Genomic DNA, 24,575 nt, shown 5'->3' with positions numbered 1-24,575 from the left:
TTCGATGGTTTTTTAAAAAAATGTCGATTGTGGGGCATAATTTTGGCTTTCTGACCTGATGTGGAGGCTGGATGGCCAATCGCGAGGATCTTGCAATCATCCGCGCAGCACGTGCCGGAGATGCCCAGGCGCAACTGAACCTGGGCCAGCGCTACCTGTTTGGGGGCAATGGACTGCCGCAAAGTCCGGGCACCGCATTCCACTGGCTGGAGCGGGCGGCGCGCCAGGGGCAGGCCGATGCGTGGAAGCTCATGGCGCAGCATATTCCGTATGAAGTGATAAGCCAGTTGGCCCGGCCGCATGAAGCGGCCCAGTGGTATGAGCGGGCGTTTGAGGATGGTTCCATGCGTGCGGGCCTCACGCTGGCCCGCCTGGTGCTGGAGCATCCGGCAGGCGCTGCGGCGGCCAGTGCTCAACAGAAGAGCCGCGCCTTGCGCGCGCTGGAGGCCGTGGCGGCCGAGGGCGATGCGGATGCGCAGTGGCTGCTGGCGCGCCAGGGCGAACGCATGATCGCGCCGGCAGCAGGAGCGCCGCAGGCGGCCGCTGAGCCGCAGGCAGCAGTGCCGGTGCAGCCGGAGCAATTGCAGCACTGGACACGGAAAGCCGCCGATGCCGGCATCGAGCAGGCCCAGCATGCGCTGGCCGACAGCGCCTGGCGCCAGTCGGACTTCGCGGTGTTCCGCGAGCGCGCCCAGCCCCTGGCCGACGCCATGCTGCGCCAGCATGACCAGCTCCAGGCTCAGCTCAATGGGCCCTCAGAGGCCTTGGCGTCCGCCCTGGGAGCGCAAAACATCCAATTGCTGCGCCGCCTGGGCGAGGTACATCTGGCTGACAGGCGTCCTGACCTGCAGCAGGCCCAGCAATTGTTGGAGCTGGCATCCCTGGCCTGCGACCGCGATGCGCAACTGGCCCTGGGCCTGTTGTACGGTCGGGTCGATGCCTCGGGTGAGCGGCGTTTCGCCGGGCAAGGTTCGGCCAATTACAAGAAGGCCATCCGCTGGCTGACCCTGGCAGGAGAGCAGGGGATGGCCGCGGCTTGGTACGTGCTCTCCCGCATCTATCTGAAACCTGAGTTTTCACAGCGCAATCTTGCGGATGTGCAGCATTACCTGGAGCGTGCCGCCGAGATGGGGCATGTGGAGGCGCAGGTGGAGTGCGGCGTGGGCGCATGGCGCAACCGGCGCGACGATCCCGCCAACGACGTGCGCGCGCTGTACTGGCTGCAGAAGGCCGCGACCCAAGGGGCGCAGCAGGCGCAAGCGCTGCTCGACAAGGTGGCCGACCGCCCGCAAGCTGCGGCCTGGGCCGTGCAGGCGCGCGCGCAGATGAGCCGTGAGCAGGTCAATGCCCATCCGTTCCTGGCGGCCCGCATCGAGCTGGCCATGCTGTTTGGCCTGACCCGGCCAGAAGCCTTGTTGATCGACTTGAAACAGGCCGATTGCGGGCATTGCCTGATGGTCGACATCCGCAGCCAGTACGCACGCAGCAAGCGGCGGCTCATCATGGTGGAAACCGGCGAGCAGCGCGGTGCGCTCAACCGTATCGGACGCCTCTTCGAAGACATGGATTGCGGGCCCAGCGGTCCGGAAGGCAACTATCGCCAGCGCCTGTATCGCTTGAAGACCGTCCTGCCACAGTCTCAGGATGACGAGGAAGCCGAAGCGCAAGACCTGGCGGCCTGAGCCGGCCAGCCCGCGCGTGGGCGTGAAATGAAAAGCGGCTTGCTGATGATGGTTCAGCAAGCCGCTTTTTCGTTGCAGGGAGGCAAGGCGATCAAAGTGCGTCAGGCACGTCAATCTCGCCTTCGAAGACGGTCACGGCGGGCCCGGTCATCATCACTGCCTCGCCCGGACCGGCCCAGGCGATGTTGAGGACGCCGCCGTGGGTCTGGACCGCTACCGGCGAATCCAGCAGGCCGCGGCGGATGCCAGCGACCACGGCCGCACAGGCACCGGTGCCGCAGGCCAGGGTTTCGCCTGCGCCGCGTTCATAGACGCGCAGGTTGATGTGGTGGCGGTCCACCACCTGCATGAAGCCGGCATTGACCCGCTTGGGAAAGCGTTCATGGTGCTCGATCAACGGCCCGTCCACCAGCACCGGGGCGGCTTCGCTGTCCTCCACCACCTGCACCGCGTGCGGATTGCCCATCGACACCACCGAGATCCAGGTGGTCTTGCCGGCCACGTCCAGTGGCCAGAGCGTGTCTTCAGCCTCGCTGCGATGCTGCAGGTTGCGGCTGTCGAAGGGGACGTCGGCGGGCGTGAGGATGGGCGCGCCCATGTCCACGGTGATCTGGCCGTCGTCTTCCAGGCGCGGCTCGATCACACCGGACATGGTTTCCACGCGGATCGCGCGCTTCTCGGTGAGACCCTTTTCGGTGACGAAGCGCACGAAGGCACGGGCGCCATTGCCGCATTGCTCGACTTCGCCGCCATCGGCGTTGTAGATGCGATAACGGAAATCGACCCCGGCGCCTTGCGCCTTTTCCACCACCAGCATCTGGTCGGCGCCGATGCCGAAGCGGCGATCCGCGATGAACTTCCACTGGCCAGGCGTGAGCGAGATGGCTTGATTGACGGCATCAAGGACGACAAAGTCGTTGCCGGCACCGTGCATCTTGGTAAATTTGATTTTCATCACATCATTATAAGTACGCTGCGCCCGATTCAAAGGGCGGCGGGGTGGTCGGTGCTGCCAGCGTCAGTGCTGGCCCTTGCGATAGAAGTCCGGTTCGCCCGGGGGGCGATTCTTGAAACGCTTGTGCGCCCAGAAATATTCGGCCGGGGCTTCCAGTACACGCTCTTCGATGAAGGCATTCATGCGGCGGGTGGCGGCCACGATATCGTCGCCCGGATAATTTTCCCAGGCTGGATAGAAGGTAGTCTTCCAGCCGCGATAGCCGGGCAGGAAGGTGGTGATGACCGGTACCACGGACGCCCCGGTGGCCGCCGCGATGCGGGCGGTGGCGGTGAGGGTGGCCGCAGGCACGCCGAAGAAGGGGACGAATTCCGCATCGCGCGTGCCGAAATCCATATCGGGCAGCATGATGAAGGGCAGTCCTTCGCGCATGGCGCGAATGATGGGCTTGACGCCTTTCTCGCGCGCCAGCAGCGTCACCGGGCGGAAGCGCGAGCGGCCCTTGAGCAAGGCCTGGTCCACCACTTCGTTCTGCTGGCGGGCGTAGATGGTGCAGACTGAATAGTCCGAATTGAGCACCAGCGCGATGCCGGGGATTTCCAGGCAGACGAAATGGGGGCACAGCAGGATGGTCGGGCCGCGGCTGAGCGTCTCGAAGGGAATGCCGGGTTCGACCTGGATCAGGCGCTTCAGGCGAGACTCCGGTGCCCACCACAAAATGCCGCGCTCCAGGGCGCTGCGGGCATAGGCCTGGAAGTGGCGCCGGGCCAGCAGGCGGCGTTCCTGTTCCGTTTTTTCAGGAAAGCACAGGCGCAGGTTGATCAGGGTGATGCGGCGACGCGGACGCATATAGATATAGAGCAGCCAGCCCAGCGCCTCGCCCAGCCGCCCCAGGATGGGCAGCGGCAGCCAGTGCAGCAGCCACATCAGCCCGATCAGGGCTTTCATTGCGCCGCTCCCGGCGGGGTCACGCCTGGCGGCGTCTTGTAGCGGTTGTAGCTCCAGATGTACTGCGCCGGGCAGCGGGCGATCAGCTTTTCCATGGCGGCATTGATGGCACGGGCCTGTTGCTCGGGCGTCTGGCCGAGTTCGCCCTCGAAGGGCACGAAATGGATTGCATAACCGCGGCCCCAAGAAAGGCGCTCGGCGTAGGCCAGGATGATGGGCGCGCCGCTCATCTGTTGCAGTTTGGCCGGCAGGGTCATGGTATAGGCCGGCTTGCCGAAGAAATCCGCCCACACGCCTTCGCCGTTCTGCGGTACCTGGTCCGGCAGCAGGCCGATGGCCTGGCCGTTCTTCAGGGCCTTGAGCAGGATGCGCACGCCCGACAGGTTGGCCGGTGCCAGGTGCAGGTTGGCGCGGGCGCGGGCGCCTTCGATCAAGGGCTTGAGCGCGGCCTTGCGCGGCGGGCGGTACAGCACGCTCAGGCTGTCATGGCGCGCCACCGATTGCGCTGAAATCTCGAAACAGCCCAGGTGCGGCGTCAGGAAGACGATGCCGGCCTTGGCGTCCAGCGCCTGTTGCACCAGGTCCCAGTTGACGATGCGTGCCGTGCGCAGCACCCGTTGCGGACTTGCGCACCAGATGAAGGGCAGCTCGAACATGCCCTTGCCAGCTTCGCCGACCGATTTCCAGAGACTGCCGCGATGGCCGGCCAGCGTGATGTTGTCAGTCAGGCGGCGGCGATAGGAGGGCGAAAGCAGGAAAACCAGCCAACCCACCGCTACGCCCAAGGCATGCAAGGCCGGCAACGGCAGGAAAGAGAGCAGGCGGAATAAAGAAACGAGCATACTTGCCGATAACAAAAAGGCGGACTTAATCCGCCGTCAAATTGCAGAAAAATGCAAGAGGCGTAAAATAGCACAAGCCGTCGAGTTAATGACAACTTGCGAGACGGGGTACAAATATCGCTAAAGCGTCGCAGGCACGACTAACGATGGGCCGCGACATTTCGCTAAATCGTTTTCAGTTCGAGGCTTGCATGTCCAACGAATATCTCTTCACTTCCGAATCCGTCTCCGAAGGTCATCCCGACAAGGTCGCCGACCAGATCTCAGATGCCATTCTGGATGCCATCTTCACCCAGGATCCCCACTCCCGTGTGGCCGCCGAAACCCTGTGCAACACCGGTCTGGTGGTGCTGGCCGGTGAAATCACCACCCGCGCCAACATCGATTACATCGACGTTGCCCGCGAAACCATCAAGCGCATCGGCTACGACAACGCCGACTTCGGCATCGACCACAAGAGCTGCGCCGTGCTGGTCGCCTACGACAAGCAATCCCCCGACATCGCCCAAGGTGTTGATGAAGGCCGCGGTGTTGACCTGGAGCAAGGCGCCGGCGACCAAGGCCTGATGTTCGGCTACGCCTGCAACGAAACCCCGGAACTGATGCCGGCCGCGATCTACTACGCGCACCGCATCGTCGAGCGCCAGTCGCAACTGCGCAAGGATGGCCGCCTGCCCTGGCTGCGTCCCGACGCCAAGTCCCAGGTCACGCTGAAGTATGTGGACGGCAAGCCCGTCGCCATCGATACCGTGGTGCTGTCGACCCAGCATGCGCCGGAGATGGAGCAGAAGGCCATCCACGAAGCCGCCATCGAGGAAATCATCAAGCCGGTGCTGCCGGCCGAGTGGCTCAAGAACACCCGCTACCTGATCAACCCGACCGGCCGCTTCGTCATCGGCGGCCCGCAGGGAGACTGCGGCCTGACCGGGCGCAAGATCATCGTCGATACCTACGGTGGCGCAGCGCCCCACGGTGGCGGTGCCTTCTCCGGCAAGGACCCGTCCAAGGTCGACCGTTCGGCTGCCTACGCCGGCCGCTATGTGGCCAAGAACATCGTCGCCGCCGGCCTGGCCGAGCGTTGCCAGATCCAGGTGTCCTACGCCATCGGCATCGCCAAGCCGACCTCGGTCATGGTGACCACCTTCGGTACCGGCAAGATCAGCGATGAAAAGCTGGCCCAGCTGGTGCAGGAGCACTTCGACCTGCGCCCCAAGGGCATCGTGCAGATGCTGGACCTGCTGCGTCCGATCTACGCCAAGACGGCCGCCTATGGCCACTTCGGCCGCGAAGAGCCGGAATTCACCTGGGAGCGTACCGACAAAGTCGCCGCCCTGCGCGCCTCGGCTGGCCTGTAAGCCAGCCTGTCCGGCAACTGCCGGCTTGCAGCATGCATGATGAAGCGCCAATGCATCTGCAAACCGGCTTGAAAGGCGTGTGAAGACCGATTCACACGCCTGTTCCGGGGATTGACTAGCGCCTGACCCGCGCTACAATGCTGTTCCCGCGAATGAAGATTCGTGCACTGTTCCGATGTTGGCATTGCGTCCGGAACCTGGAACCTCACAATGCCTCACCGCTGCAAGGAGCGTTGCGACAGGGCTATCACCCTGCCAGGCTTGAAGCGGTGAACAGGCGCAGGTCGCCTGGCAACCGCGCTCACGTTACTTTTTTTCTGGCTTTTTCATGAAAGGAGGGCGTGAACAGCGCCATTGCCATGACCACCAATCCTACCCAAGACTACATCGTCGCAGACATCAAGCTGGCCGACTGGGGCCACAAGGAAATCAAGATCGCCGAAACCGAAATGCCGGGCCTGATGGCGATCCGCGAGGAATTCGCTGCCTCCCAGCCCCTGAAGGGCGCGCGCATCACCGGTTCGCTGCACATGACCATCCAGACCGCCGTGCTGATCCAGACCCTGGAAGCACTGGGCGCGCAAGTGCGCTGGGCTTCCTGCAACATCTACTCGACCCAGGATCACGCTGCTGCTGCCATCGCGGCCAACGGCACCCCGGTCTTCGCCATCAAGGGTGAAACCCTGGATGAATACTGGGAATACACCCACCGCATCTTCGAATGGACCGATGGCGGCTATTCCAACATGATCCTGGACGATGGCGGCGACGCCACCGTGCTGCTGCACCTGGGTACCCGTGCCGAGGCCGATATCTCGGTGCTGGACAAGCCGGATTCGGAAGAAGCCGTGTGCCTCTTCAACGCCATCAAGCGTTACCTGGCCAAGGACCCGCAGTGGTATTCCAAGCGCATCAAGGAAATCAAGGGCGTCACCGAAGAGACCACCACCGGCGTGCACCGCCTGTACCAGATGTTCAAGGAAGGCAAGCTGGCCTTCCCGGCCATCAACGTCAACGACTCGGTCACCAAGTCCAAGTTCGACAACCTGTACGGCTGCCGCGAATCGCTGGTGGACGGCATCAAGCGCGCCACCGACGTGATGATCGCCGGCAAGGTCGCCATCGTGGCCGGTTACGGTGACGTCGGCAAGGGTTCGGCCCAGGCCCTGCGCGCGCTGTCGGCGCAAGTGTGGGTCACCGAAATCGATCCGATCTGTGCCCTGCAGGCCGCCATGGAAGGCTACCGCGTGGTCACCATGGACTATGCCGCTGAGCATGGCGACATCTTCGTGACCGCCACCGGCAACTACCATGTGATCACCCATGAGCACATGAAGAAGATGAAGGACCAGGCCATCGTCTGCAACATCGGTCACTTCGATAATGAAATCGAAGTCGCCGCCCTGAAGCAGTACACCTGGGAAAACATCAAGCCGCAGGTCGACCACGTGATCTTCCCGGACGGCAAGCGCATCATCCTGCTGGCCGAAGGTCGCCTGGTGAACCTGGGTTGCGCTACCGGCCACCCGTCCTACGTGATGAGCTCGTCCTTCGCCAACCAGACCATTGCCCAGATCGAACTGTTCGTCAACACCAAGGACTACCCGGTCGGCGTCTACACGCTGCCCAAGCACCTGGATGAAAAGGTCGCCCGCCTGCAATTGAAGAAACTCAATGCGCAGTTGAGCGAACTGACCGCCGAACAGGCCGCCTACATCGGCGTGAAGGTCGAAGGCCCCTACAAGCCTGAGCACTACCGCTACTGATCCCTGCCTGGCGCCGGCCTTCTCTTGCATGGAGAGGGCCGGCCCGGCAGCCTCAGCATCGTCTCCCGCCTGCGGACCTTGCATCCCCCTCTTGAGGTGATGCAAGCTTCACGGGTATCTTCATTACTCCCTGACGGGGTCGAAAGGTTTTCCATGCGCCTGCTGCTCACCTGGCTCATCAATGCATTGGCCTTGCTGGCCGTTCCTTACCTGATGCACTCGGTGCAGGTCGACAGCTTCGGTTCGGCCCTGCTGGCCGCGCTGATCCTGGGCTTCGTCAATACCATCGTGCGTCCGGTGCTGGTGGTGCTGACCTTGCCGGTGACCATGCTCACCCTGGGCTTGTTCATCCTGGTCATCAACGGCCTGATGTTCTGGGTCGTGGCGCAACTGGTCGGCGGCTTCCACGTGGCTGGCTTCTGGTCTGCGGTCGGCGGCGCACTGCTCTACAGCATCGTGTCCTGGGCACTGTCCACACTGTTGCTGAAATCGGGTTCGAATCAATGAGTACACATAATTTCAGTATCGAATTTTTCCCGCCAAAGACCGCTGAAGGCGCGCAAAAGCTGCGTACCACCCGCACCCGGCTGGCGGCGCTGGCGCCAAAATATTTCTCGGTAACCTTCGGTGCCGGGGGATCGACGCAGCAAGGCACGCGCGACACCGTGCTGGAAATCATCGGTGAAGGCCATGACGCCGCGCCGCACCTGTCCTGCATCGGCAGCTCGCGCGCCAGCCTGCGCGCCATCCTGGAAGACTATCGTGCCCAAGGCATCAAGCGCCTGGTGGCCCTGCGTGGCGACCTGCCCAGCGGCTACGGTGCCATGGACCAGGCTTCCAGCGAATTCCGCCATGCCAACGAACTGGTCGAGTTCGTGCGCGCCGAAACCGGTGACTGGTTCCACATCGAAGTGGCCGCCTATCCCGAGATGCACCCGCAAGCGCGCTCGCCCCAGGACGACGTGCAGAACTTCGCGCGCAAAGTGAAGGCCGGTGCCAATTCGGCCATCACCCAGTATTTCTACAATGCCGACGCCTACTTCCGCTTCGTGGATGACGCCGCCAAACTGGGTGCCACCGTGCCGGTGATCGCGGGCATCATGCCCATCACCAACTACACGCAGCTGATGCGGTTCTCGGACATGTGCGGCACCGAGATCCCGCGCTGGATCCGTCTCAAGCTGGCCAGTTACGGCGACGATACGGAATCGATCCGCGCCTTCGGCCAAGATGTGGTGACCCAGCTGTGCCAGCGCCTGCTGGCAGGCGGTGCGCCCGGTTTGCATTTTTATTCACTGAACCAGGCCGGGCCGACCGAGGCGATCTGGCAACAACTGGTGAAGTAGACTGCAGCTGCTTCTGCGAGCCGGACTTGGGTCCGGCTTTTTTTCTTCATACGTCCTCGAAAATGATGCTGTCCAGCGGGATATCGTGCGCCTGCGCCTCGAATTCGACCCGCCCGAAGCTGTGACAGACCCCCACGGCCAGCGGCCGCGGGCTGGCAGCCAGCGTGCGGTCATAGAAGCCGCCGCCATAGCCCAGGCGGTATCCTGCCGTATTGACACCCAGGCAAGGAATCAGCAGCGCCTGTGGCCGCACGACGGTCGTGCCGGCAGGTGGCACGAGGGTGCCCATCCCATCCTTTTGCAGAGGATCGCCGGGCTGCCAGGCGCGGAATTCCAACGCCGCATCTTTATCGACCACCACCGGCAGGCACAGGTGCACCCCGCGCGCGGCCAGCGCGTTATAGGCCGCAGACAGATCCGGTTCGCGCCGGATCGGCTGGTACACCGCCAGGCTGTGGATGGCGTGGGTGGCGCACCAGTCCAGTACGCGCTGGCCGATGATGGCATCGGCTGCGATCTTGTCCTGCTCGCCCAAGGCCTTGCGGCGCGCCAGCAACTCGGTGCGCAAGCGCTGTTTGTGAAGGGCGGCCGCCTGCTGTTGCGTCATTGGCGGGGGCGTGTCGCGTGCTATGCTTGGGTTCATTTTCCGTTTCACCAATCTGCATGAAGAAGCTTGCATGAGTATGCGTCCGAAGAATCATCCGTTCAACCAGCGCCTGCGCGCGCTGGCCGCCTCATTGGCGCTCCCCCTGGCGCTGGCGACTGGCGCCATGCTTGCCGCTGCCCCTGCTGCCCACGCCCAGAAGCGTGTGGCGCCTGACGCCGCGCCTGACGATATCTTCCTGGCCTTGCGACAGGCTGCCGCCAGCGACAATGCCGCGCTGGCGCAGGACCTGGCCTCACGCTTGTCGGGCTATGAGCTGGCATCCTATGTCGACTACTATCGCCTCAAGCCACGCGTGCGCGATTACAGCGCCAGCGAGCAGGAAATCCGCGATTTCCTGGCACGCTGGGACGGCCAAGCCATCGTCGACCGGCTGCGCAACGACTGGCTGCTGGCCTTGGGCAAGACCGGCAACTGGGCCGTCTTCGATGAGCAGTATCCCAAGTTCGTGCTCGATGACGATACCCAGGTCAAATGCTTTGCCCTGAACTCGCGCGCACTCAAGGGCGCCAATGTCGCCGAGGAGGCGCGCATCCTGCTGAGCAATCCCAAGGACTACGGCCAGGGCTGCAGCGACCTGATCGCGACGCTCGCCCAGAATGGCCAGTTCAGCGATGCCGACGTCTGGTTCCAGATCCGCCAAGCCGCCGAGAACGGCAATGCCACCGTGGCCCGCCGGGCAGCCGTGCTGGTCGACAGCGGCGACGTCAGCGTGACCCAGGTGATGGATCGCCCTGCGCTGATGCTGGCCAAGGGGCCGGGCCGTGGTCCGGCGAACCACCAGCTTTATATCATCGCGCTGGGCCGCATCGCCAAGACCAATCCTTCCCAGGCCGCGACCTATCTCAACGATGCCGGCCGCAACCTGACCTCGCAGGAAGTCGCACAGGCTTGGGCACAGATCGCCCTGGCCGCGTCCTACAAGCTGGCACCGGAAGCCTCGGATTACTGGCGCAAGGCCAAGGACGCGCCACTGACCCAGGATGCGATGCAATGGAAGGTCCGCATGGCCCTGCGCGACGGTGACTGGAAGACCGTGCGCAAGACCATCGAAGCCATGCCGGCCCCGCTGCGCAGTGACACCGCCTGGGTCTATTGGCTCGGCCGTGCGCTGAAGGCCGAAGGCCAGAACGAGGCGGCTCGCCGCTTGTTCGAATCGATTGCACCCAACTTCAGCTTCTATGGCCAGCTGGCGCTGGAAGAGCTGGGCCAGCAGATCACCATCCCGCCCGGCCCGACGCCGCCGGGCGCCGGTGAAGTGGCGCTGTATTCGCAGAATGCCGGCTTCAAGCGTTCGCTCAAGTTCTACCAGCTGAACCTGCGTTTCGAAGCCATCCGCGAATGGAACTGGGAACTGCGCAACATGACCGACCGCCAGTTGCTGGCCGCCGCTGAATACGCACGCCAGAACGACGTGCTGGACCGCATGGTCAACACCTCCGACCGCACCAAGACCGAGTTCGATTTCACCCAGCGCTTCCCGGCACCGCACCTGCCGGAGATGAATGCGGCCACGCGTCCGCTGGGCATGGAGAATGCCTGGGTCTATGGCCTGATCCGCCAGGAGTCGCGCTTCATCAAGTCGGCCCGTTCGCACGTGGGCGCTTCCGGCCTGATGCAGCTCATGCCGGCCACCGCCAAGTTCGTCGCCAAAAAAATCGGGATGACCGAATTCACGGCTGACCAGGTCAACGACATCAACACCAACCTGCTGCTGGGCACCAGCTACCTGGACATGGTGTTGAACAACCTGGAAGGATCGGAAACCCTGGCCACCGCCGGCTACAATGCCGGCCCCGGCCGTCCGCGCACCTGGCGCGCGACCTTGCCGCGACCGGTGGAAGGCGCGATCTTCGCCGAAATCATCCCTTTCAATGAAACCCGGGGCTATGTCAAGAACGTGATGTCCAATGCGACCTACTATGCGGCCATGTTCGAGAACCGCCCGCAATCCCTGAAGCAGCGCATGGGCACGGTGGCACCCAATGCCAATGTCGCCACCGACCTGCCCTGATCCCGTCGCCGCGGCCGCCGTCCGCAGTTGATGCGGCGGCCAGCGCTTCTCACTGGAAATCGGAGAGAGACAAATGGCAGTCAAGAAGATCCTCGTCATCGGCGGTTCCGGCTTCATCGGCACCCGCCTGATCGAACTGCTGGGCAGCACCACCGGCTATCGCGTCATGGTGCCCACGCGCCGCTACGAGCGCGCCAAGCACCTGCTGGTCTCGCCCGTGGTCAGCGTGGTCCAGGCCAACATCCATGACGATGCCGTGCTGGCACGCCTGGTGGCGGAGGCTGACGTGGTCATCAACCTGGTCGGCATCCTGCAATCGCGCCCGGCGCGGGGCGGTGCTCCTTATGGTCCGGATTTCGAGCGCCAGCACGTGCTGCTGCCGCGCCGTATCGTGGCCGCCTGCGTGCAGCAGGGGGTGCCGCGCTACCTGCACATGAGTGCGCTGTGCGCCGATGCCCAAGGGCCGTCGATGTACCTGCGCTCCAAGGCCGCCGGCGAACAGGAAGCGCTGGCCTCCCCGGCGCTGGATGTGGCCATCTTCCGCCCCTCGGTCGTGTTCGGCGAGGGCGACAATTTCATCAACATGTTCGCCGGCCTGAACCGCATGTTCCCGATGATCCCGCTGGGCAGTCCCGATGCGCGCTTCCAGCCGGTCTACGTGGGCGATGTGGCACAGGCTTTCGTCAACGCGCTGGCCTTGCCGCGCCTGGGCGGCAAGGTGTTCGAACTGGGCGGTCCCAAGCAATACACGCTGCGCGAACTGGTACGCCTGTCGGGCTGGTACAGCGGCCATCCGCGTCCGGTGATCGGCTTGCCCGATGCGGCCGGCTGGCTGCAGGCCTTCGCGCTGGAACACCTGCCGGGCAAGCTGATGAGTCGCGACAACGTTGCCTCGATGAAGGTGGACAATGTCCTGCACGGCCCCATCGCCCCCGAGCTGCAGCTCACGCCGCGCGCGCTGGAGGACGTCGTTCCCGGCTATCTCCTGCCGCGCAGCCCGCAACAGCAATTCGACTTCTTCCGTAGCACCGCGCGGCGCTGAATGGTTCAGTCGTCGCGTCATTGAACTTCGAGAAACGAGCTCCCATGCAAGATACAGAACTGGATCCGGTCTTGTCCGAAACCCTGCAAAAGGCCGGACGCCACATGCCCACCCTGGTGATCGCCAACAAGAATTACTCCTCGTGGTCGATGCGCCCGTGGGTCACTGCCGTGGCCTTCGACATCCCTTTCAAGGAAGTGCGCGTGCTGCTGGACCAGCCCGAGACCGCCGGCGAGATCGCCCGCTACACCGGCTCGGGCCGCGTACCGGTGCTGCTCGATGGCGACATCGCGATCTGGGATTCGCTGTCCATCTGCGAATACCTGGCCGAGCAATTCCCCGACCGCCACCTGTGGCCGGCGCGCACCGATGCCCGCGCCATCGCACGCAGCATCTGTGCCGAGATGCACTCCGGTTTCACCGGCCTGCGCACCGCCATGAGCATGGACATCCGTGGCCGCTACCCCGGCAAGGGGCGCACCGCCGAGGCACAGGCCGACATCGCGCGCGTGTGCGAGATCTGGGAAGAGTGCCTCTCGCAATTTGGCCATCATGAATTCCTCTTCGGCGATTTCTCCATTGCCGATGCCTTCTATGCACCGGTGGTGATGCGCTTCGTCAGCTACCAGGTGCCGCTGGCCCCGGCCCTGCAAGCCTATGCCGACCGCGTGCGCGAGCATCCGGCGGTGGCACGCTGGATCGCCGAGGCGCTGGCCGAGAAGGAAATCCTTCCGGACCATCAGTGAGGCGCAGCCGATGAAGACCTACACCGTCGGCGGCGCAGTGCGCGACGGCTTGCTGGGGCTGCCGGTGAAAGACCGCGACCACGTAGTGGTGGGGGCCACGCCGCAGCAGTTGCTGGAGCTGGGTTTCCGCCCGGTCGGCAAGGATTTTCCGGTGTTCCTCCATCCCGATACCCACGAGGAATATGCCCTGGCCCGCACCGAGCGCAAGACCGCGCCGGGCTACAAGGGCTTCGCCTTCCACGCCGCCCTCGATGTGACGCTGGAAGATGATCTCGCGCGCCGTGACCTCACCATCAATGCGATTGCGCAGGATGAGGATGGCACCCTGGTCGATCCCTATCACGGTCGTGCCGATCTTGAGGCGCGTGTATTTCGCCATGTCTCTGACGCCTTCGTCGAAGACCCGGTCCGCATCCTCCGCGTAGCACGTTTTGCGGCGCGCTTCGCCGATTTCACGGTCGCCCCTGAGACCAACGCGCTCATGCAGCGCATGGTGCAAGAGGGCGAGGTCGATGCCCTGGTGCCTGAACGCGTCTGGCAGGAACTGGCGCGCGGCCTGATGGAACACAAGCCTTCGCGCATGTTCGAGGTCTTGCGCGCCTGCGGTGCCTTGCAGCGCATCCTGCCGGAGCTCGCTGCGTTGTGGGGCGTACCGCAACCGGAGAAATGGCATCCTGAGATCGATACCGGCGTCCATGTGATGCTGGTGGTTGATTGGGCCGCCGCACAGGATTTTTCTTTGCCGATCCGTTTCGCCGCGCTGTTGCACGACCTCGGCAAAGGCACCACGCCGCCCGAGATCTGGCCGCGCCACCATGGACATGAAGCGCGCAGCGAACGCCTGGCCGAAGACGTCTGCACGCGCCTGAAAGTCCCCGGCGAATGCCGTGACCTGGCGCTGATGACGGCCCGCGAACATGGCAATGTGGGACGCTCTTTCGAGATGCGTCCCGATACCTTGGTCAAGTTCTTCGCGCGCTGCGACGCCTTCCGCAAACCGCAGCGCTTCCTCGACATGCTGCGCGCCTCGGAGTGCGATCATCGCGGCCGCACCGGACTGGAGTTGCAGCCCTTCCCGCAGGCGGCTTATCTGGAAGGCGCACTGCAGGCCGCGCAAGCCATCGATGCCGGTGCCATCGCGCAGCAGCAGACGCAGCCGCAACGCATTCCCGAGGCCATCCTCGCGGCGCGTACCGCTCAGGTTGCGGCTTATGTCGAGCGGCATCGTCCGGCCCAGGCTTGAGGGAGCGTCACGATGAGTCATCCCCTGTCCCGTCTCCTCCAGCGCTTGCGCGGCCAGCGATCCGACCTGCCACCCGCGCAGCAGGAGAAGCAGGACAAGCCCAACGTCTTCGTCAAGGAGCTCTCGCCGCGTGCGCGCCGTCATCTCCTGCGTCACTTCCTCGCGCTGGAAGAAAAGGATCGCCTGCTGCGCTTCGGTTCCAAGCTTTCCGATGAGATGGTGACGCGCTACGTGGAGGGCATCAACTTCGAGCGCGATACCGTCTTTGGCGTTTATGACCGCCGCCTGCGGCTGCTCGGGGTGGGCCACCTGGCCTTTGCGCCCAAGGAAAGCACGCGCATCAGCGGTGCCACCATCAAGCCGGTGGTGGCCGAGTTCGGGGTGTCGGTGACGGCCGCCGCGCGCGGGCTCGGGGTGGGCACGCGCCTGTTCATGCGCGCCTCCATGCACTGTCGCAATGCCGATGTCGATACGCTGTACATGCACTGCCTCTCGTCCAACAAGGTGATGATGCACATCGCCAAGAAGGCCGGCATGGAAATCCACCGCGACTATGGCGAGGCCGATGCCTACCTGAAGATCAAGCCTGCCAACTCGGCCACGGTGTTCCAGGAAGCGCTGGAAGAGCAAGTTGCAATGTTGGACTATATCGTCAAGGCCAACTTCAAGGCCCTGCTGAAATGGGGCGCGCGCGTGACCGGCATCGGTGCCAGAAAGAAGGACGACGGTACGCCACCGCCTGCTGCCTGACGCGCCGCTTGCGCGAACGCACATGACCATCCCGTGCCGCGAGCGCATAATATGCGCCTCACTTTGATAACGGGTATGCCATGAGCACCAATCCCAACACCGATGATTTCTTCGCCACCGTCGCCACCAAGTCCGATAGCGGAGCCTTGCGCGGTGACTACAGCCAGGCCGACGCCAACTACGTCGTGGCCCAGAACTGGGAGGCTTACACGCCCGCCCAGCACGCGCTGTGGCGTCGTCTCTACGAGCGCCAGGCCAAGTTGATTCCCGGCCGCGCCTGTGATGTCTTTATCGACAGCCTCAAGGCGCTCGATGTCTCGCAAGGCATCCCGCGCTTTGACCGCACCACCGAAGCGCTCTTCAAGGCCACTGGCTGGCAGCTGGTCGCCGTGCCGGGCCTGGTACCGGACCACACCTTCTTCGAGCACCTGGCCAACCGCCGCTTCCCGGTCACGGTGTGGCTGCGTGAAGAGCACGAGTTCGATTACATCGTCGAGCCCGATCTGTTCCATGACTTCTTCGGCCATGTGCCGCTGCTGTTCAATCCCGTCTTCGCCAATCACCTGCAGGAATATGGCAAGGGTGGCTTGAAGGCGCTCAAGCTGGACGGGCTGGCCTATCTGGCGCGCCTGTACTGGTACACCATCGAGTTCGGGCTGATCCAGGGCAAGGAGGGGTTGCGCATCTATGGTGCCGGCATCCTGTCCTCGGGCGGCGAGGTCGAGTACTGCCTCTCCAGCGACCAGCCGCGCCGCGTGCCGTTTGAAGTGGAGCGCATCATGCGCACGCTCTACAAGATCGATACCTATCAGGAGACCTATTTCGTCATCAAGGATTTCGAGCAGCTCTTCAACGATACGGCACCGGACTTCACGCCGCTCTACGAGCGGCTCAAGCAACAGGAGGCCTTGCCGGCCAGTACCTTGCTGCCGGGCGAAACCAACTTCCCGCCCAATCGCTGAAGACGACATCGCTGCAAGCAAGCCCTCAGGAAAGCCGGACATGCGTCCGGCTTTTTTTGTGTCCGGAAGAAGCGCAAAAAAAAGCGGATCCGACAGGGGAGGCCGGATCCGCGAGCTAGTGGTGCTTTCAACACTAGAGGGGAGGAACCTTGCACAGTAACGGATACCAATCAATCGCTGTTCAAGTGAGGTCTATTAAACGTCAGCGGCCGAGCTGGTCCAACGGCTTTTACGGGCTGTTACATTCACGTCTTGCTTGTAACACTTGGGGCCGCCGCAGGCCTTTTTTTTCAGCCGGAAATGTTGTTGTTTTTCGCTTTCCGGCATTTTCTTCTCCGCATTGCCAGCAATGCCGCAGGACGTGCGGAAACAGTTTCCTGCAAGGCAAAAAAGCCCGGAAACCCTGCTGCGGCGCGCGTAGCGGGCCGGTCACCCTTGTGCTAACTTGACACTACAACTTGAAGACACCCGGTTCACAAGACTGAGGTGTTCCCGATTCCCGACAGATCGGCGTAGCCGCACAGCGACACCTGTGCAGGCCGTGACTGCCGGGAGCATGTGCAAGGCAAAAACAAGATTTTTGGCACGGAGACCACATGAACGCACCCCTACCCGCCGGGCAACGCCTGCTGCTGGACGATGTATCCCTGGACGACAAATATGCACTGGAGCGCGGCCGCGTCTTCATGACCGGCATCCAGGCGCTGATCCGCCTGCCGATGCTGCAGCGGCAGTACGATGAGCGCGCAGGCCTCAACACCGCCGGCTTCATCACCGGCTATCGCGGCTCGCCATTGGGCTCGGTCGACCAGACCGCCGAGAAGGCGCGCAAATACCTGGAAGCCAAACAGGTCAGATTCCATCCCGGCATGAATGAAGACCTGGCCGCCACCAGCGTGTGGGGTACGCAGCAGGTCAATCTCTTCAAGGGTGCGCAATACGATGGCGTGTTCTCGCTGTGGTATGGCAAGGGCCCGGGGGTGGATCGCTGCGGCGATGTCTTCAAGCACGCCAACATGGCAGGCACCTCCAGGCACGGCGGCGTGCTGGTGATCGCGGGCGATGACCACGCCGCCAAATCCTCCACCGCCGCGCACCAGAGCGAGCACATCCTGAAGGCCTGCGGCATTCCGGTGCTCTATCCGTCGTCGGTGCAGGAGTACCTCGACTACGGCCTGCATGGCTGGGCCATGAGCCGCTACACCGGCTTGTGGGTGGCGATGAAATGCGTGACCGACCTGGTCGAATCGGGCATGTCGGTGATGATCGATCCGGAGCGCGTGAAGATAGAACTGCCCGACTTTGAACTGCCGCCCGATGGCCTCAACATCCGCATGCCGGATACCGTGCTGGGCCAGGAAGCGCGCATGATCAACTACAAGTGGTATGCCGCCCTCGCTTACGCGCGCGCGAACAAGTTGAACCGCATCATCTGGGACAGCCCGCGTGCGCGCATCGGCATCATCACCGCCGGCAAGTCCTACCTCGATACGCGCCAGGCGCTGGAAGACCTGGGCATCGATGAACAGGTCGCCGCCGACATCGGCATTCGTCTCTACAAGGTCGGCATGACCTGGCCGCTGGAAGCCGAGGGCGTGCGTGAATTCGCGCAGGGTCTCGATGAGATCCTGGTGGTCGAAGAGAAGCGCCAGATTCTTGAATACCAGTTAAAGGAAGAACTCTACAACTGGCGCGACGATGTTCGTCCCCGTGTGGTCGGCAAATTCGATGACACCGGCGAATGGAGCGGTTCACAGCGCGAAGGCCATGGCAACTGGCTGCTGCCGGCCACCTATGAACTGAACCCGGCGCAGATCGCACGCGCGATTGCCACGCGCATCTCGCGCTATTTCGCCGGCCATCCGGTGGAGCAGCGCGTACGCACGCGCGTGGCCTATCTCGAAGCCAAGGAAGCGGCCCTCAACATCAGCAGCAAGCCCGATCCCGACAAGGACCGCGTGCCGCATTTCTGCTCGGGCTGCCCGCACAATACCTCCACCAAATTGCCCGATGGCAGCCGTGGCCTGGCCGGTATCGGTTGCCATTACATGGTCACCTGGATGGACCGCGAGACCAGCCTCTTCACCCACATGGGCGGCGAGGGCGTGACCTGGGTCGGACAGGCGCCGTTCACGACGGAAAAACACGTCTTCGCCAACCTCGGTGACGGCACCTACTTCCATTCCGGCTTGCTGGCGGTGCGCGCCTCGGTCGCGGCGAAGGTCAATATCACGTACAAGATCCTGTACAACGATGCGGTCGCCATGACCGGTGGCCAGGAGTTCGACGGCCCGCTCGATCCGGCCATGATCTCGCGCCAGCTGGCCGCTGAAAACGTGCGGCCCATCATCGTGGTCACCGATGAGCCGGACAAGTATCCGGCGGGAACCCAATGGGCCGAAGGCGTGACCATCCGCCATCGCAGCGAACTCGATGCCGTGCAGCGCGAACTGCGTGAACAGCCGGGTGTGTCGGCCATGATCTATGACCAGACCTGCGCCTCGGAAAAGCGTCGCCGCCGCAAACGCAATGCCTATCCCGACCCGGCCAAGCGCGCCGTCATCAACGAGGCGGTGTGCGAAGGCTGTGGCGATTGCAGCGTGCAGTCCAATTGCCTGTCAGTCGAACCGCTGGAAACCGAATTCGGCCGCAAGCGCCAGATCAACCAGTCTTCCTGCAACAAGGATTATTCCTGCGTGAACGGTTTCTGCCCCAGCTTCGTGACGGTGGAAGGGGGCCAGTTGAAGAAACCTGTACGCGCCAAGACGCAATCGGGGCCGGCCTTGCCGACGCTGCCGCAGCCGCTGCTGCCAGGGTTGGCGCAGCCCTACGGCATCGTGGTCACCGGCGTGGGCGGCACGGGCGTGATTACCATCGGCCAGATCATCGCCATGGCGGCGCACGTCGAAGGCCGGGCCTGTTCGGTGCTGGACATGAGCGGCCTGGCACAGAAAGGCGGGCCGGTGATGTCGCACGTACGCGTGGCCGAAGACCCGGCGCATATCCAGTCCACCCGCGTGGGCACCGGCATGGCCGACCTGGTGATCGGTTGTGATGTCATCGTCACCGCCGGCCGCGATGCCCTCTCGCGCATGGGCGAGGGGCGCACCCATGCAGCGGTCAATTCGACGCAGATGCCGACCGCGGCCTTCGTGCGCAATCCTGACTGGCAATTCCCCACCGCCTCCAGCGAAGGCGAGATCGCCAAAGCCTGCGGGCGGGACAATCTTTCACTCATTGATGCAGGCCGCATCGCCACGGCGCTCATGGGCGATGCGATCGCGACCAACATGTTCATGCTCGGCTATGCCTGGCAAAAGGGCTGGGTGCCGTTGTCCGAAGCGGCGCTGATGCGCGCCATCGAACTCAATGCGCTGCAGGTGGATTTCAACAAGCAGGCCTTCGCCTGGGGCCGCGTCGCCGCGCATGATGTGGATGTCGTGCTGGCTGCTGCAGGCCGCAATGGCATGACGGCGCAGGTGATCGAGTTCAAGCGCACGCCGACCCTGGAAGAACTGGTGGAACGTCGTGTGGCCTTCCTCACCGATTACCAGAACGCCGCCTACGCGCGCAGTTATCGTGATGCCGTGGAAGAAGTGCGTGCCCGCGAGAGCGCGCTGGGTGAGGCCGGACGCGGCCTGAAACTGAGCCGTGCGGTGGCGGCCGGTCTCTTCAAGCTCATGGCCTACAAGGACGAGTACGAAGTCGCGCGCCTCTATACCGAGCCGGCCTTCCGCGCCAAGATCGAGGGCATGTTCGAGGGGGATTACAAGCTGCGCTTCCACCTGGCCCCGCCGCTCTTGGCCAAGCGCGATGACCAGGGTCACCTGCGCAAGCAGGCCTTCGGCAGCTGGATGATGCCGGCCTTCGGCGTGCTGGCCAAGCTGCGCTTCCTGCGTGGCACGGCCTTCGATCCTTTCGGCTACACCGAGGAACGCAAGCAGGAGCGGGCGCTCATCACCGCGTACCGCGCCACCCTGTCGCGCCTGCTGGCACAGCTCACGCCCGATAACCTGGAACAGGTCGTCGCGGTGGCGCGCATTCCGGAAGAGATTCGCGGCTATGGCCACGTGAAGGAACGCCATCTGAAAGCGGCCATGCAGAAGCAGGCCAGCTTGCTGGCGCAACTGGAACCGGCTGCCTCAAGCGGCCAGCCGCACTCGCCGCAAGGAGGCGGCAAGCGGGCTGCCTGATGTAGCAGGAGGAAATTCAGGAGCGGTCAGCGGATCAGCCCAGGCGGCCGCCGCTGACCCGTTCGATACCGGCCAGGTCGCGCCAGCTCTGGACTTCTGTGAAGCCGGTGCCGGAAAGCAGTCCGCGCACCGCAGCAGCCTGGTCATAGCCGTGTTCCATCAGCAGCCAGCCACCGGGCAGCAGATGCGCCGGTGCGCCGTCGATGATGCTGCGCAGGTCACTGAGGCCATCACCGTGATCGGTCAGCGCATCGACCGGTTCGAAACGCAGGTCGCCCTGCGAGAGATGCACATCCCCCGCGACGATGTAAGGCGGGTTCGAAGCGATCACCGCAAAGCGTTCATCGCGCGGCAGGGCGGCGTACCAGTCGCTTTCCAGCAGCGTCACGCGCACCTGGTTGGCAGTGGCGTTTTCACGTGCGATGGCCAGTGCGGCAGCGCTGGCATCCAGTGCCGTCACCACCGCATCGGGCCGCGTATGGGCGATGGCGATGGCAATCGCCCCCGAACCGGTTCCCATGTCCAGCAGCGCCGCGTCTTGCGGCAATCTTTCCATGGCCAGCTCCACCAGCAGCTCGGTATCGGGGCGGGGGATCAATACATCCGGCGTGACGCGAAAATCCAGTCCATAGAATTCGCGCTGCCCGATGATGTAGGCAATCGGCTCGCCGCGCAGGCGACGGGCATAGAGGGCCGTGAGCGCCTCCGATTGAGCGGCATCGAGCCGCCGTTCGGATTGCGTGATCAGCTGCACGCGCGTGATGCGCAGCGCGTGGCAGAGCAGGATGCGGTTCTCCAGCGGGTCCAGCGGCGCCGTCTTCAATACGGTGGCCAGCGTGCAGCCGGCATAGCTGGAGAGCGGCTCCATCACTTCCAGATGGTGGTGCGCGGGGCGCGCTTGAACAGTTGCACGGCCAGCACCAGGGCCAGCACGCCGAACCAGATCAGCGACCAGGTGGGGATCTGCAGGCCGAACACGGGCGGCCAGGGCGCCGAGCAGAACCCGTCGGCGGTGAACATCTGCGGCCACAGCTTGGCCGTGGGCAGCTGGTTCAGTGCCGTTTCCAGCGGATCGGTGGTGCAGGACACGCCCGGATGCGCCTTCACATACAGGTGCCAGATCGCCGTGCCGGCGCCGCCCAGCGCGGCCAGCAGGCCCAGTCCGGCGCTGCCGCGGCGGGCCGCTTCGGGCATCAATGCGCCGATCAGGGCGAAGGCGCCCACCAGGACGAACATGTAGCGCTGGATGACGCACAGCGGGCAGGGCTGCATTTCTTCGACGATCTGCAAGTACATGGCAACGCCCAGCAGGGCAGCGCAGACCAGCGCCACCAGCAGGAAAACCGCTTTGGATGATTTCATGGTTGAGGGTTCAGTGATTCATTAATGGGGGACAGCGTCGGGGCAGTTCGATGGGCAGGACCGCCCGAATGATCGGGCGGCTTTTTTGCCATGACGCGATTGTAGAGAAGTCCGGGCCTGCGTGCATGCTGACCGCGCAGGCAAAACGGCGGCAAAGGCACTCTGAACCCATCCCCCCGGCTTGGTTCCGGCGGCCTCAGTCGTCGCCCAGCTGGGCCAGCAGTTCGGCCTGGTGCTCGGTGATGAGGGCATTGGTCAGTTCGTCCAGGTCGCCATCCATGATGAAATCGAGCTTGTAGAGCGTCAGGTTGATGCGGTGGTCGGTCATGCGCCCCTGCGGGAAATTGTAGGTGCGGATGCGCTCGCTGCGGTCGCCCGAGCCGATGAGCGACTTGCGGGTGGCGGCCTCCTTGGATTGCTGTTCGCGCAACTGCACGTCCTTGATCCGGGCGGCCAGCACTTTCATGGCCTGCGCCTTGTTCTTGTGCTGGCTGCGGTCGTCCTGGCATTCCACCACGATACCGGTCGGGAGGTGGGTGATGCGCACGGCTGAATCGGTCTTGTTGATGTGCTGTCCGCCGGCACCGGAGGCGCGGTAGGTATCGATGCGCAGGTCGGCCGGGTTGATGTCGACGTCCTCGACTTCATCGGCCTCGGGCATCACCGCCACCGTGCAGGCGGAAGTGTGGATGCGGCCCTGGGTCTCGGTGGCCGGCACGCGCTGCACGCGGTGGCCGCCGGATTCGAACTTCAGGCGCGAATAAGCGCCGAATCCGGCGATGCGGGCGATCACTTCCTTGTAGCCGCCCAGTTCCGATTCGGAGGCCGAGACGATCTCCACCTGCCAGCGCTGGCGTTCGGCATAGCGGGTGTACATGCGCAGCAGGTCGCCGGCAAACAGGGCCGATTCGTCACCTCCGGTGCCGGCGCGGATTTCCAGGAAGATGTTTCGTTCATCATTGGGATCCTTGGGCAACAGCATCTTCTGCAGATCCAGCTCCAGCGCCTCCATGCGGGCCTTGGCGCCATCGATTTCTTCCTGGGCGAAAGCCTTCATATCGGGGTCCGACAGCAGCTCGCCGGCGGTGCGGATATCTTCACTGGCCTGCACATAGTCGTGGTACAGCGCCACCAGCGGGCCCAGTTCGGCGTGTTCGCGGGTCATCTTGCGGAAGTTGTCCATGCTGGACGTGGCATCTTCCTGGGCCAGCAGGCTGTTGAGCTCTTCCAGCCGTTCGGCGAGCTGGTCGAGTTTGGCGAGCATTGAGGGTTTCATGAGGTCGGGAAGTCAGTATCGGTCAGCAATGAAGGGACGACGGCAGCCGTCGGCGACGGCGCGAGGGTGCCAGCCGCAGACAGCGGCCGGCCGGGCGGAAGGCGCTAACGCTTGGAGCGGAACAGTTGCGGCAGCAGCGAGACCAACTGGCTGCGCTGTTCGCCCTGGGCGTGATGCAGGGCCTGTTGCGGGCCGTGCAGGAACTTGGCGGTCAGGCCTTTGGAGAGGGCATCGAGCACCGCTTCCACATCCTCGCCCTTGGCCAGCATGCGGCGTGCGCGCTCCAGTTCGGCCAGGCGCAGGGCCTCGCCGGTTTCGTGCAGGTCCTGGATCAGCGGCACCATGGCGCGACTGTCGATCCAGTGCATGAAGGATTGCACCCGGGTTTCGATGATGGCTTCGGCCTGGGCGACCGCCGCCTGGCGGTTTTCGACGCCGCTTTGGACCACCGAGGCCAGGTCATCCACCGTGTAGAGGAAGACGTCGTCCAGGCGGCCGACTTCGGCCTCGATATCGCGCGGCACGGCCAGGTCGACCATGAAGATGGGTTTGTGGCGGCGTGCCTTGACGGCCCGTTCCACCAGACCGAGGCCGATGATGGGCAGCTGCGAGGCGGTACAGGACACCACGATGTCGAAGCTGGCCAGTTGCTCCGGCAGGTCGGCCAGGCGGATGGCACGGCCGCTGAAGCGATGGGCCAGGGTTTCGCCGCGTTCCATGGTGCGGTTGGCCACCGTCAGGGTCTTGGGATTCTGGGCCGCGAAGTGCGTGGCGCACAGCTCGATCATTTCGCCCGCGCCGATGAAGAGCACGTTCTGGCCGGAGATCGAATCGAAGATGCGCTGCGACAGCCGCACGGCGGCCGCGGCCATCGAGACGCTGTGCGCACCGATTTCGGTGGTGCTGCGCACTTCCTTGGCGACCGCAAAGGTGCGCTGGAACAGCTGGTGCAAATAGGTGCCCAGCCCGCCGGCGGCATCGGCCTGGCGGACCGCATCTTTCATCTGGCCCAGGATCTGCGGCTCGCCCAGCACCATCGAGTCCAGCCCGGAGGCGACCCGGAAGGCATGGCGCACGGCATTGTCCTGCGGCAGCGAATACAGGTAGGGACGCAGGTCGGCGTAGGGAATGTGGTGGTACTCGGCCAGGAACTGCGCGGTGCGGTCGATGGCGAATTCCACGCCGTCTTGCCCGGCGGCTGCCGCCGCATACAGCTCGGTGCGGTTGCAGGTGGAAAGGATGGCGGCCTCGCCCGAGGCCACGATCTTGTCATGCCCGCCGAACCACGCACGCGCGGACGCCACCGCCTGACCGATCTGGTCAGCGGGGAATGCCACTTTCTCGCGCAGCGAGACCGGCGCGGTAGTGTGGTTGAGTCCGACGGCGAGCAAATGCATGGAAGAATCGACTAAAAGGCAGCAGTGCAGAT

General features: G+C 63.9%; 20 protein-coding genes and 1 riboswitch. Of the genes, 12 read left to right on the top strand and 8 right to left on the bottom strand.

Translation table 11 applies throughout. The features are described from left to right. The first annotated feature begins 71 nt into the window (after positions 1-71). The gene (locus FYB76_RS23135; protein WP_154135194.1) at positions 72-1,682 is read left to right on the top strand and encodes a tetratricopeptide repeat protein; all 1,611 of its coding nucleotides are present in this window, start codon (positions 72-74) and stop codon (positions 1,680-1,682) included. A gap of 91 nt (positions 1,683-1,773) precedes the next feature. Here the strand turns inward: FYB76_RS23135 and dapF are convergent, their stop codons facing one another. The 3 genes from dapF to FYB76_RS23120 form a co-directional block, all read right to left on the bottom strand. Continuing rightward, complete coding sequence (gene dapF / locus FYB76_RS23130) at positions 1,774-2,637, bottom strand: diaminopimelate epimerase (RefSeq protein ID WP_154135193.1); 864 nt, start codon at positions 2,635-2,637, stop codon at positions 1,774-1,776. Positions 2,638-2,700: 63 nt separating this feature from the next. Then, on the bottom strand, positions 2,701-3,585 hold the full coding sequence (locus FYB76_RS23125; RefSeq protein ID WP_154135192.1) for a lipid A biosynthesis acyltransferase: 885 nt from the start codon (positions 3,583-3,585) through the stop codon (positions 2,701-2,703). Continuing rightward, positions 3,582-4,427 (bottom strand): lysophospholipid acyltransferase family protein, encoded by an 846-nt coding sequence (locus tag FYB76_RS23120; protein WP_154135191.1) that lies wholly within the window; start codon positions 4,425-4,427, stop codon positions 3,582-3,584. Before FYB76_RS23120 ends, FYB76_RS23125 begins: the two co-directional genes overlap by 4 nt. Before the next feature lie 191 nt (positions 4,428-4,618). Between FYB76_RS23120 and metK the strand changes: the two genes are divergently transcribed. The 4 genes from metK (at position 4,619) to metF (ending at position 8,894) form a co-directional block, all read left to right on the top strand. Beyond that, on the top strand, positions 4,619-5,782 hold the full coding sequence (metK, locus tag FYB76_RS23115; RefSeq protein ID WP_154135190.1) for a methionine adenosyltransferase: 1,164 nt from the start codon (positions 4,619-4,621) through the stop codon (positions 5,780-5,782). 219 nt (positions 5,783-6,001) lie between these two features. Beyond that, a riboswitch (S-adenosyl-L-homocysteine riboswitch) is annotated at positions 6,002-6,092 on the top strand. Positions 6,093-6,141: 49 nt separating this feature from the next. Further along, positions 6,142-7,548, top strand: coding sequence for an adenosylhomocysteinase (ahcY, locus tag FYB76_RS23110; protein ID WP_154135221.1), 1,407 nt, complete (start codon positions 6,142-6,144; stop codon positions 7,546-7,548). Positions 7,549-7,701: 153 nt separating this feature from the next. Beyond that, positions 7,702-8,055, top strand: coding sequence for a phage holin family protein (locus tag FYB76_RS23105; protein ID WP_008332818.1), 354 nt, complete (start codon positions 7,702-7,704; stop codon positions 8,053-8,055). Then, positions 8,052-8,894: a methylenetetrahydrofolate reductase [NAD(P)H] gene (gene metF / locus FYB76_RS23100; protein WP_154135189.1), complete on the top strand. Its 843-nt coding sequence runs from the start codon at positions 8,052-8,054 to the stop codon at positions 8,892-8,894. The genes FYB76_RS23105 and metF overlap by 4 nt, the downstream gene beginning before the upstream one ends. A gap of 46 nt (positions 8,895-8,940) precedes the next feature. Here the strand turns inward: metF and FYB76_RS23095 are convergent, their stop codons facing one another. Further along, on the bottom strand, positions 8,941-9,537 hold the full coding sequence (locus FYB76_RS23095; protein WP_229297072.1) for a 5-formyltetrahydrofolate cyclo-ligase: 597 nt from the start codon (positions 9,535-9,537) through the stop codon (positions 8,941-8,943). Between the two features lie 34 nt (positions 9,538-9,571). Here FYB76_RS23095 and FYB76_RS23090 point away from each other — a divergent pair, with 34 nt between their 5' ends. The 7 genes from FYB76_RS23090 (at position 9,572) to FYB76_RS23060 (ending at position 20,508) form a co-directional block, all read left to right on the top strand. Then, complete coding sequence (locus tag FYB76_RS23090) at positions 9,572-11,572, top strand: lytic transglycosylase domain-containing protein (protein ID WP_154135187.1); 2,001 nt, start codon at positions 9,572-9,574, stop codon at positions 11,570-11,572. 73 nt (positions 11,573-11,645) lie between these two features. Then, positions 11,646-12,614 (top strand): complex I NDUFA9 subunit family protein, encoded by a 969-nt coding sequence (locus FYB76_RS23085; RefSeq protein ID WP_154135186.1) that lies wholly within the window; start codon positions 11,646-11,648, stop codon positions 12,612-12,614. 44 nt (positions 12,615-12,658) lie between these two features. After that, positions 12,659-13,360, top strand: a complete 702-nt coding sequence (locus tag FYB76_RS23080) for a glutathione S-transferase family protein (protein ID WP_088755065.1) — start codon at positions 12,659-12,661, stop codon at positions 13,358-13,360. A 10-nt stretch (positions 13,361-13,370) separates the two neighbouring features. Beyond that, on the top strand, positions 13,371-14,603 hold the full coding sequence (locus FYB76_RS23075; RefSeq protein WP_154135185.1) for a multifunctional CCA addition/repair protein: 1,233 nt from the start codon (positions 13,371-13,373) through the stop codon (positions 14,601-14,603). 12 nt (positions 14,604-14,615) lie between these two features. Then, positions 14,616-15,353 (top strand): GNAT family N-acetyltransferase, encoded by a 738-nt coding sequence (locus tag FYB76_RS23070; RefSeq protein ID WP_088755063.1) that lies wholly within the window; start codon positions 14,616-14,618, stop codon positions 15,351-15,353. Positions 15,354-15,433: 80 nt separating this feature from the next. After that, on the top strand, positions 15,434-16,315 hold the full coding sequence (gene phhA / locus FYB76_RS23065) for a phenylalanine 4-monooxygenase (protein ID WP_154135184.1): 882 nt from the start codon (positions 15,434-15,436) through the stop codon (positions 16,313-16,315). A gap of 596 nt (positions 16,316-16,911) precedes the next feature. Continuing rightward, a complete protein-coding gene (locus FYB76_RS23060) occupies positions 16,912-20,508 on the top strand; it encodes an indolepyruvate ferredoxin oxidoreductase family protein (protein WP_154135183.1) in 3,597 nt (1,198 codons plus the stop codon). A gap of 34 nt (positions 20,509-20,542) precedes the next feature. Here FYB76_RS23060 and prmC read toward each other — a convergent pair whose 3' ends face one another. The 4 genes from prmC to hemA form a co-directional block, all read right to left on the bottom strand. Next, positions 20,543-21,376: a peptide chain release factor N(5)-glutamine methyltransferase gene (prmC, locus tag FYB76_RS23055; protein ID WP_154135182.1), complete on the bottom strand. Its 834-nt coding sequence runs from the start codon at positions 21,374-21,376 to the stop codon at positions 20,543-20,545. Then, on the bottom strand, positions 21,376-21,870 hold the full coding sequence (locus tag FYB76_RS23050) for a disulfide bond formation protein B (protein ID WP_088755059.1): 495 nt from the start codon (positions 21,868-21,870) through the stop codon (positions 21,376-21,378). The genes prmC and FYB76_RS23050 overlap by 1 nt, the downstream gene beginning before the upstream one ends. Positions 21,871-22,066: 196 nt before the next feature. After that, entirely contained in the window at positions 22,067-23,146 is a 1,080-nt protein-coding gene (gene prfA / locus FYB76_RS23045; RefSeq protein ID WP_034331945.1) for a peptide chain release factor 1, read from the bottom strand. Between the two features lie 104 nt (positions 23,147-23,250). Next, on the bottom strand, positions 23,251-24,543 hold the full coding sequence (gene hemA, locus FYB76_RS23040) for a glutamyl-tRNA reductase (RefSeq protein WP_088755057.1): 1,293 nt from the start codon (positions 24,541-24,543) through the stop codon (positions 23,251-23,253). Positions 24,544-24,575 lie beyond the last annotated feature (32 nt).

It is taken from the genome of Herbaspirillum sp. CAH-3 (genome assembly GCF_009668275.1).
GTDB lineage: Bacteria > Pseudomonadota > Gammaproteobacteria > Burkholderiales > Burkholderiaceae_D > Herbaspirillum > Herbaspirillum aquaticum.
Note: the sequence above shows the minus strand (reverse complement) of the source record. Positions and strands in the feature narration are given on the sequence as shown.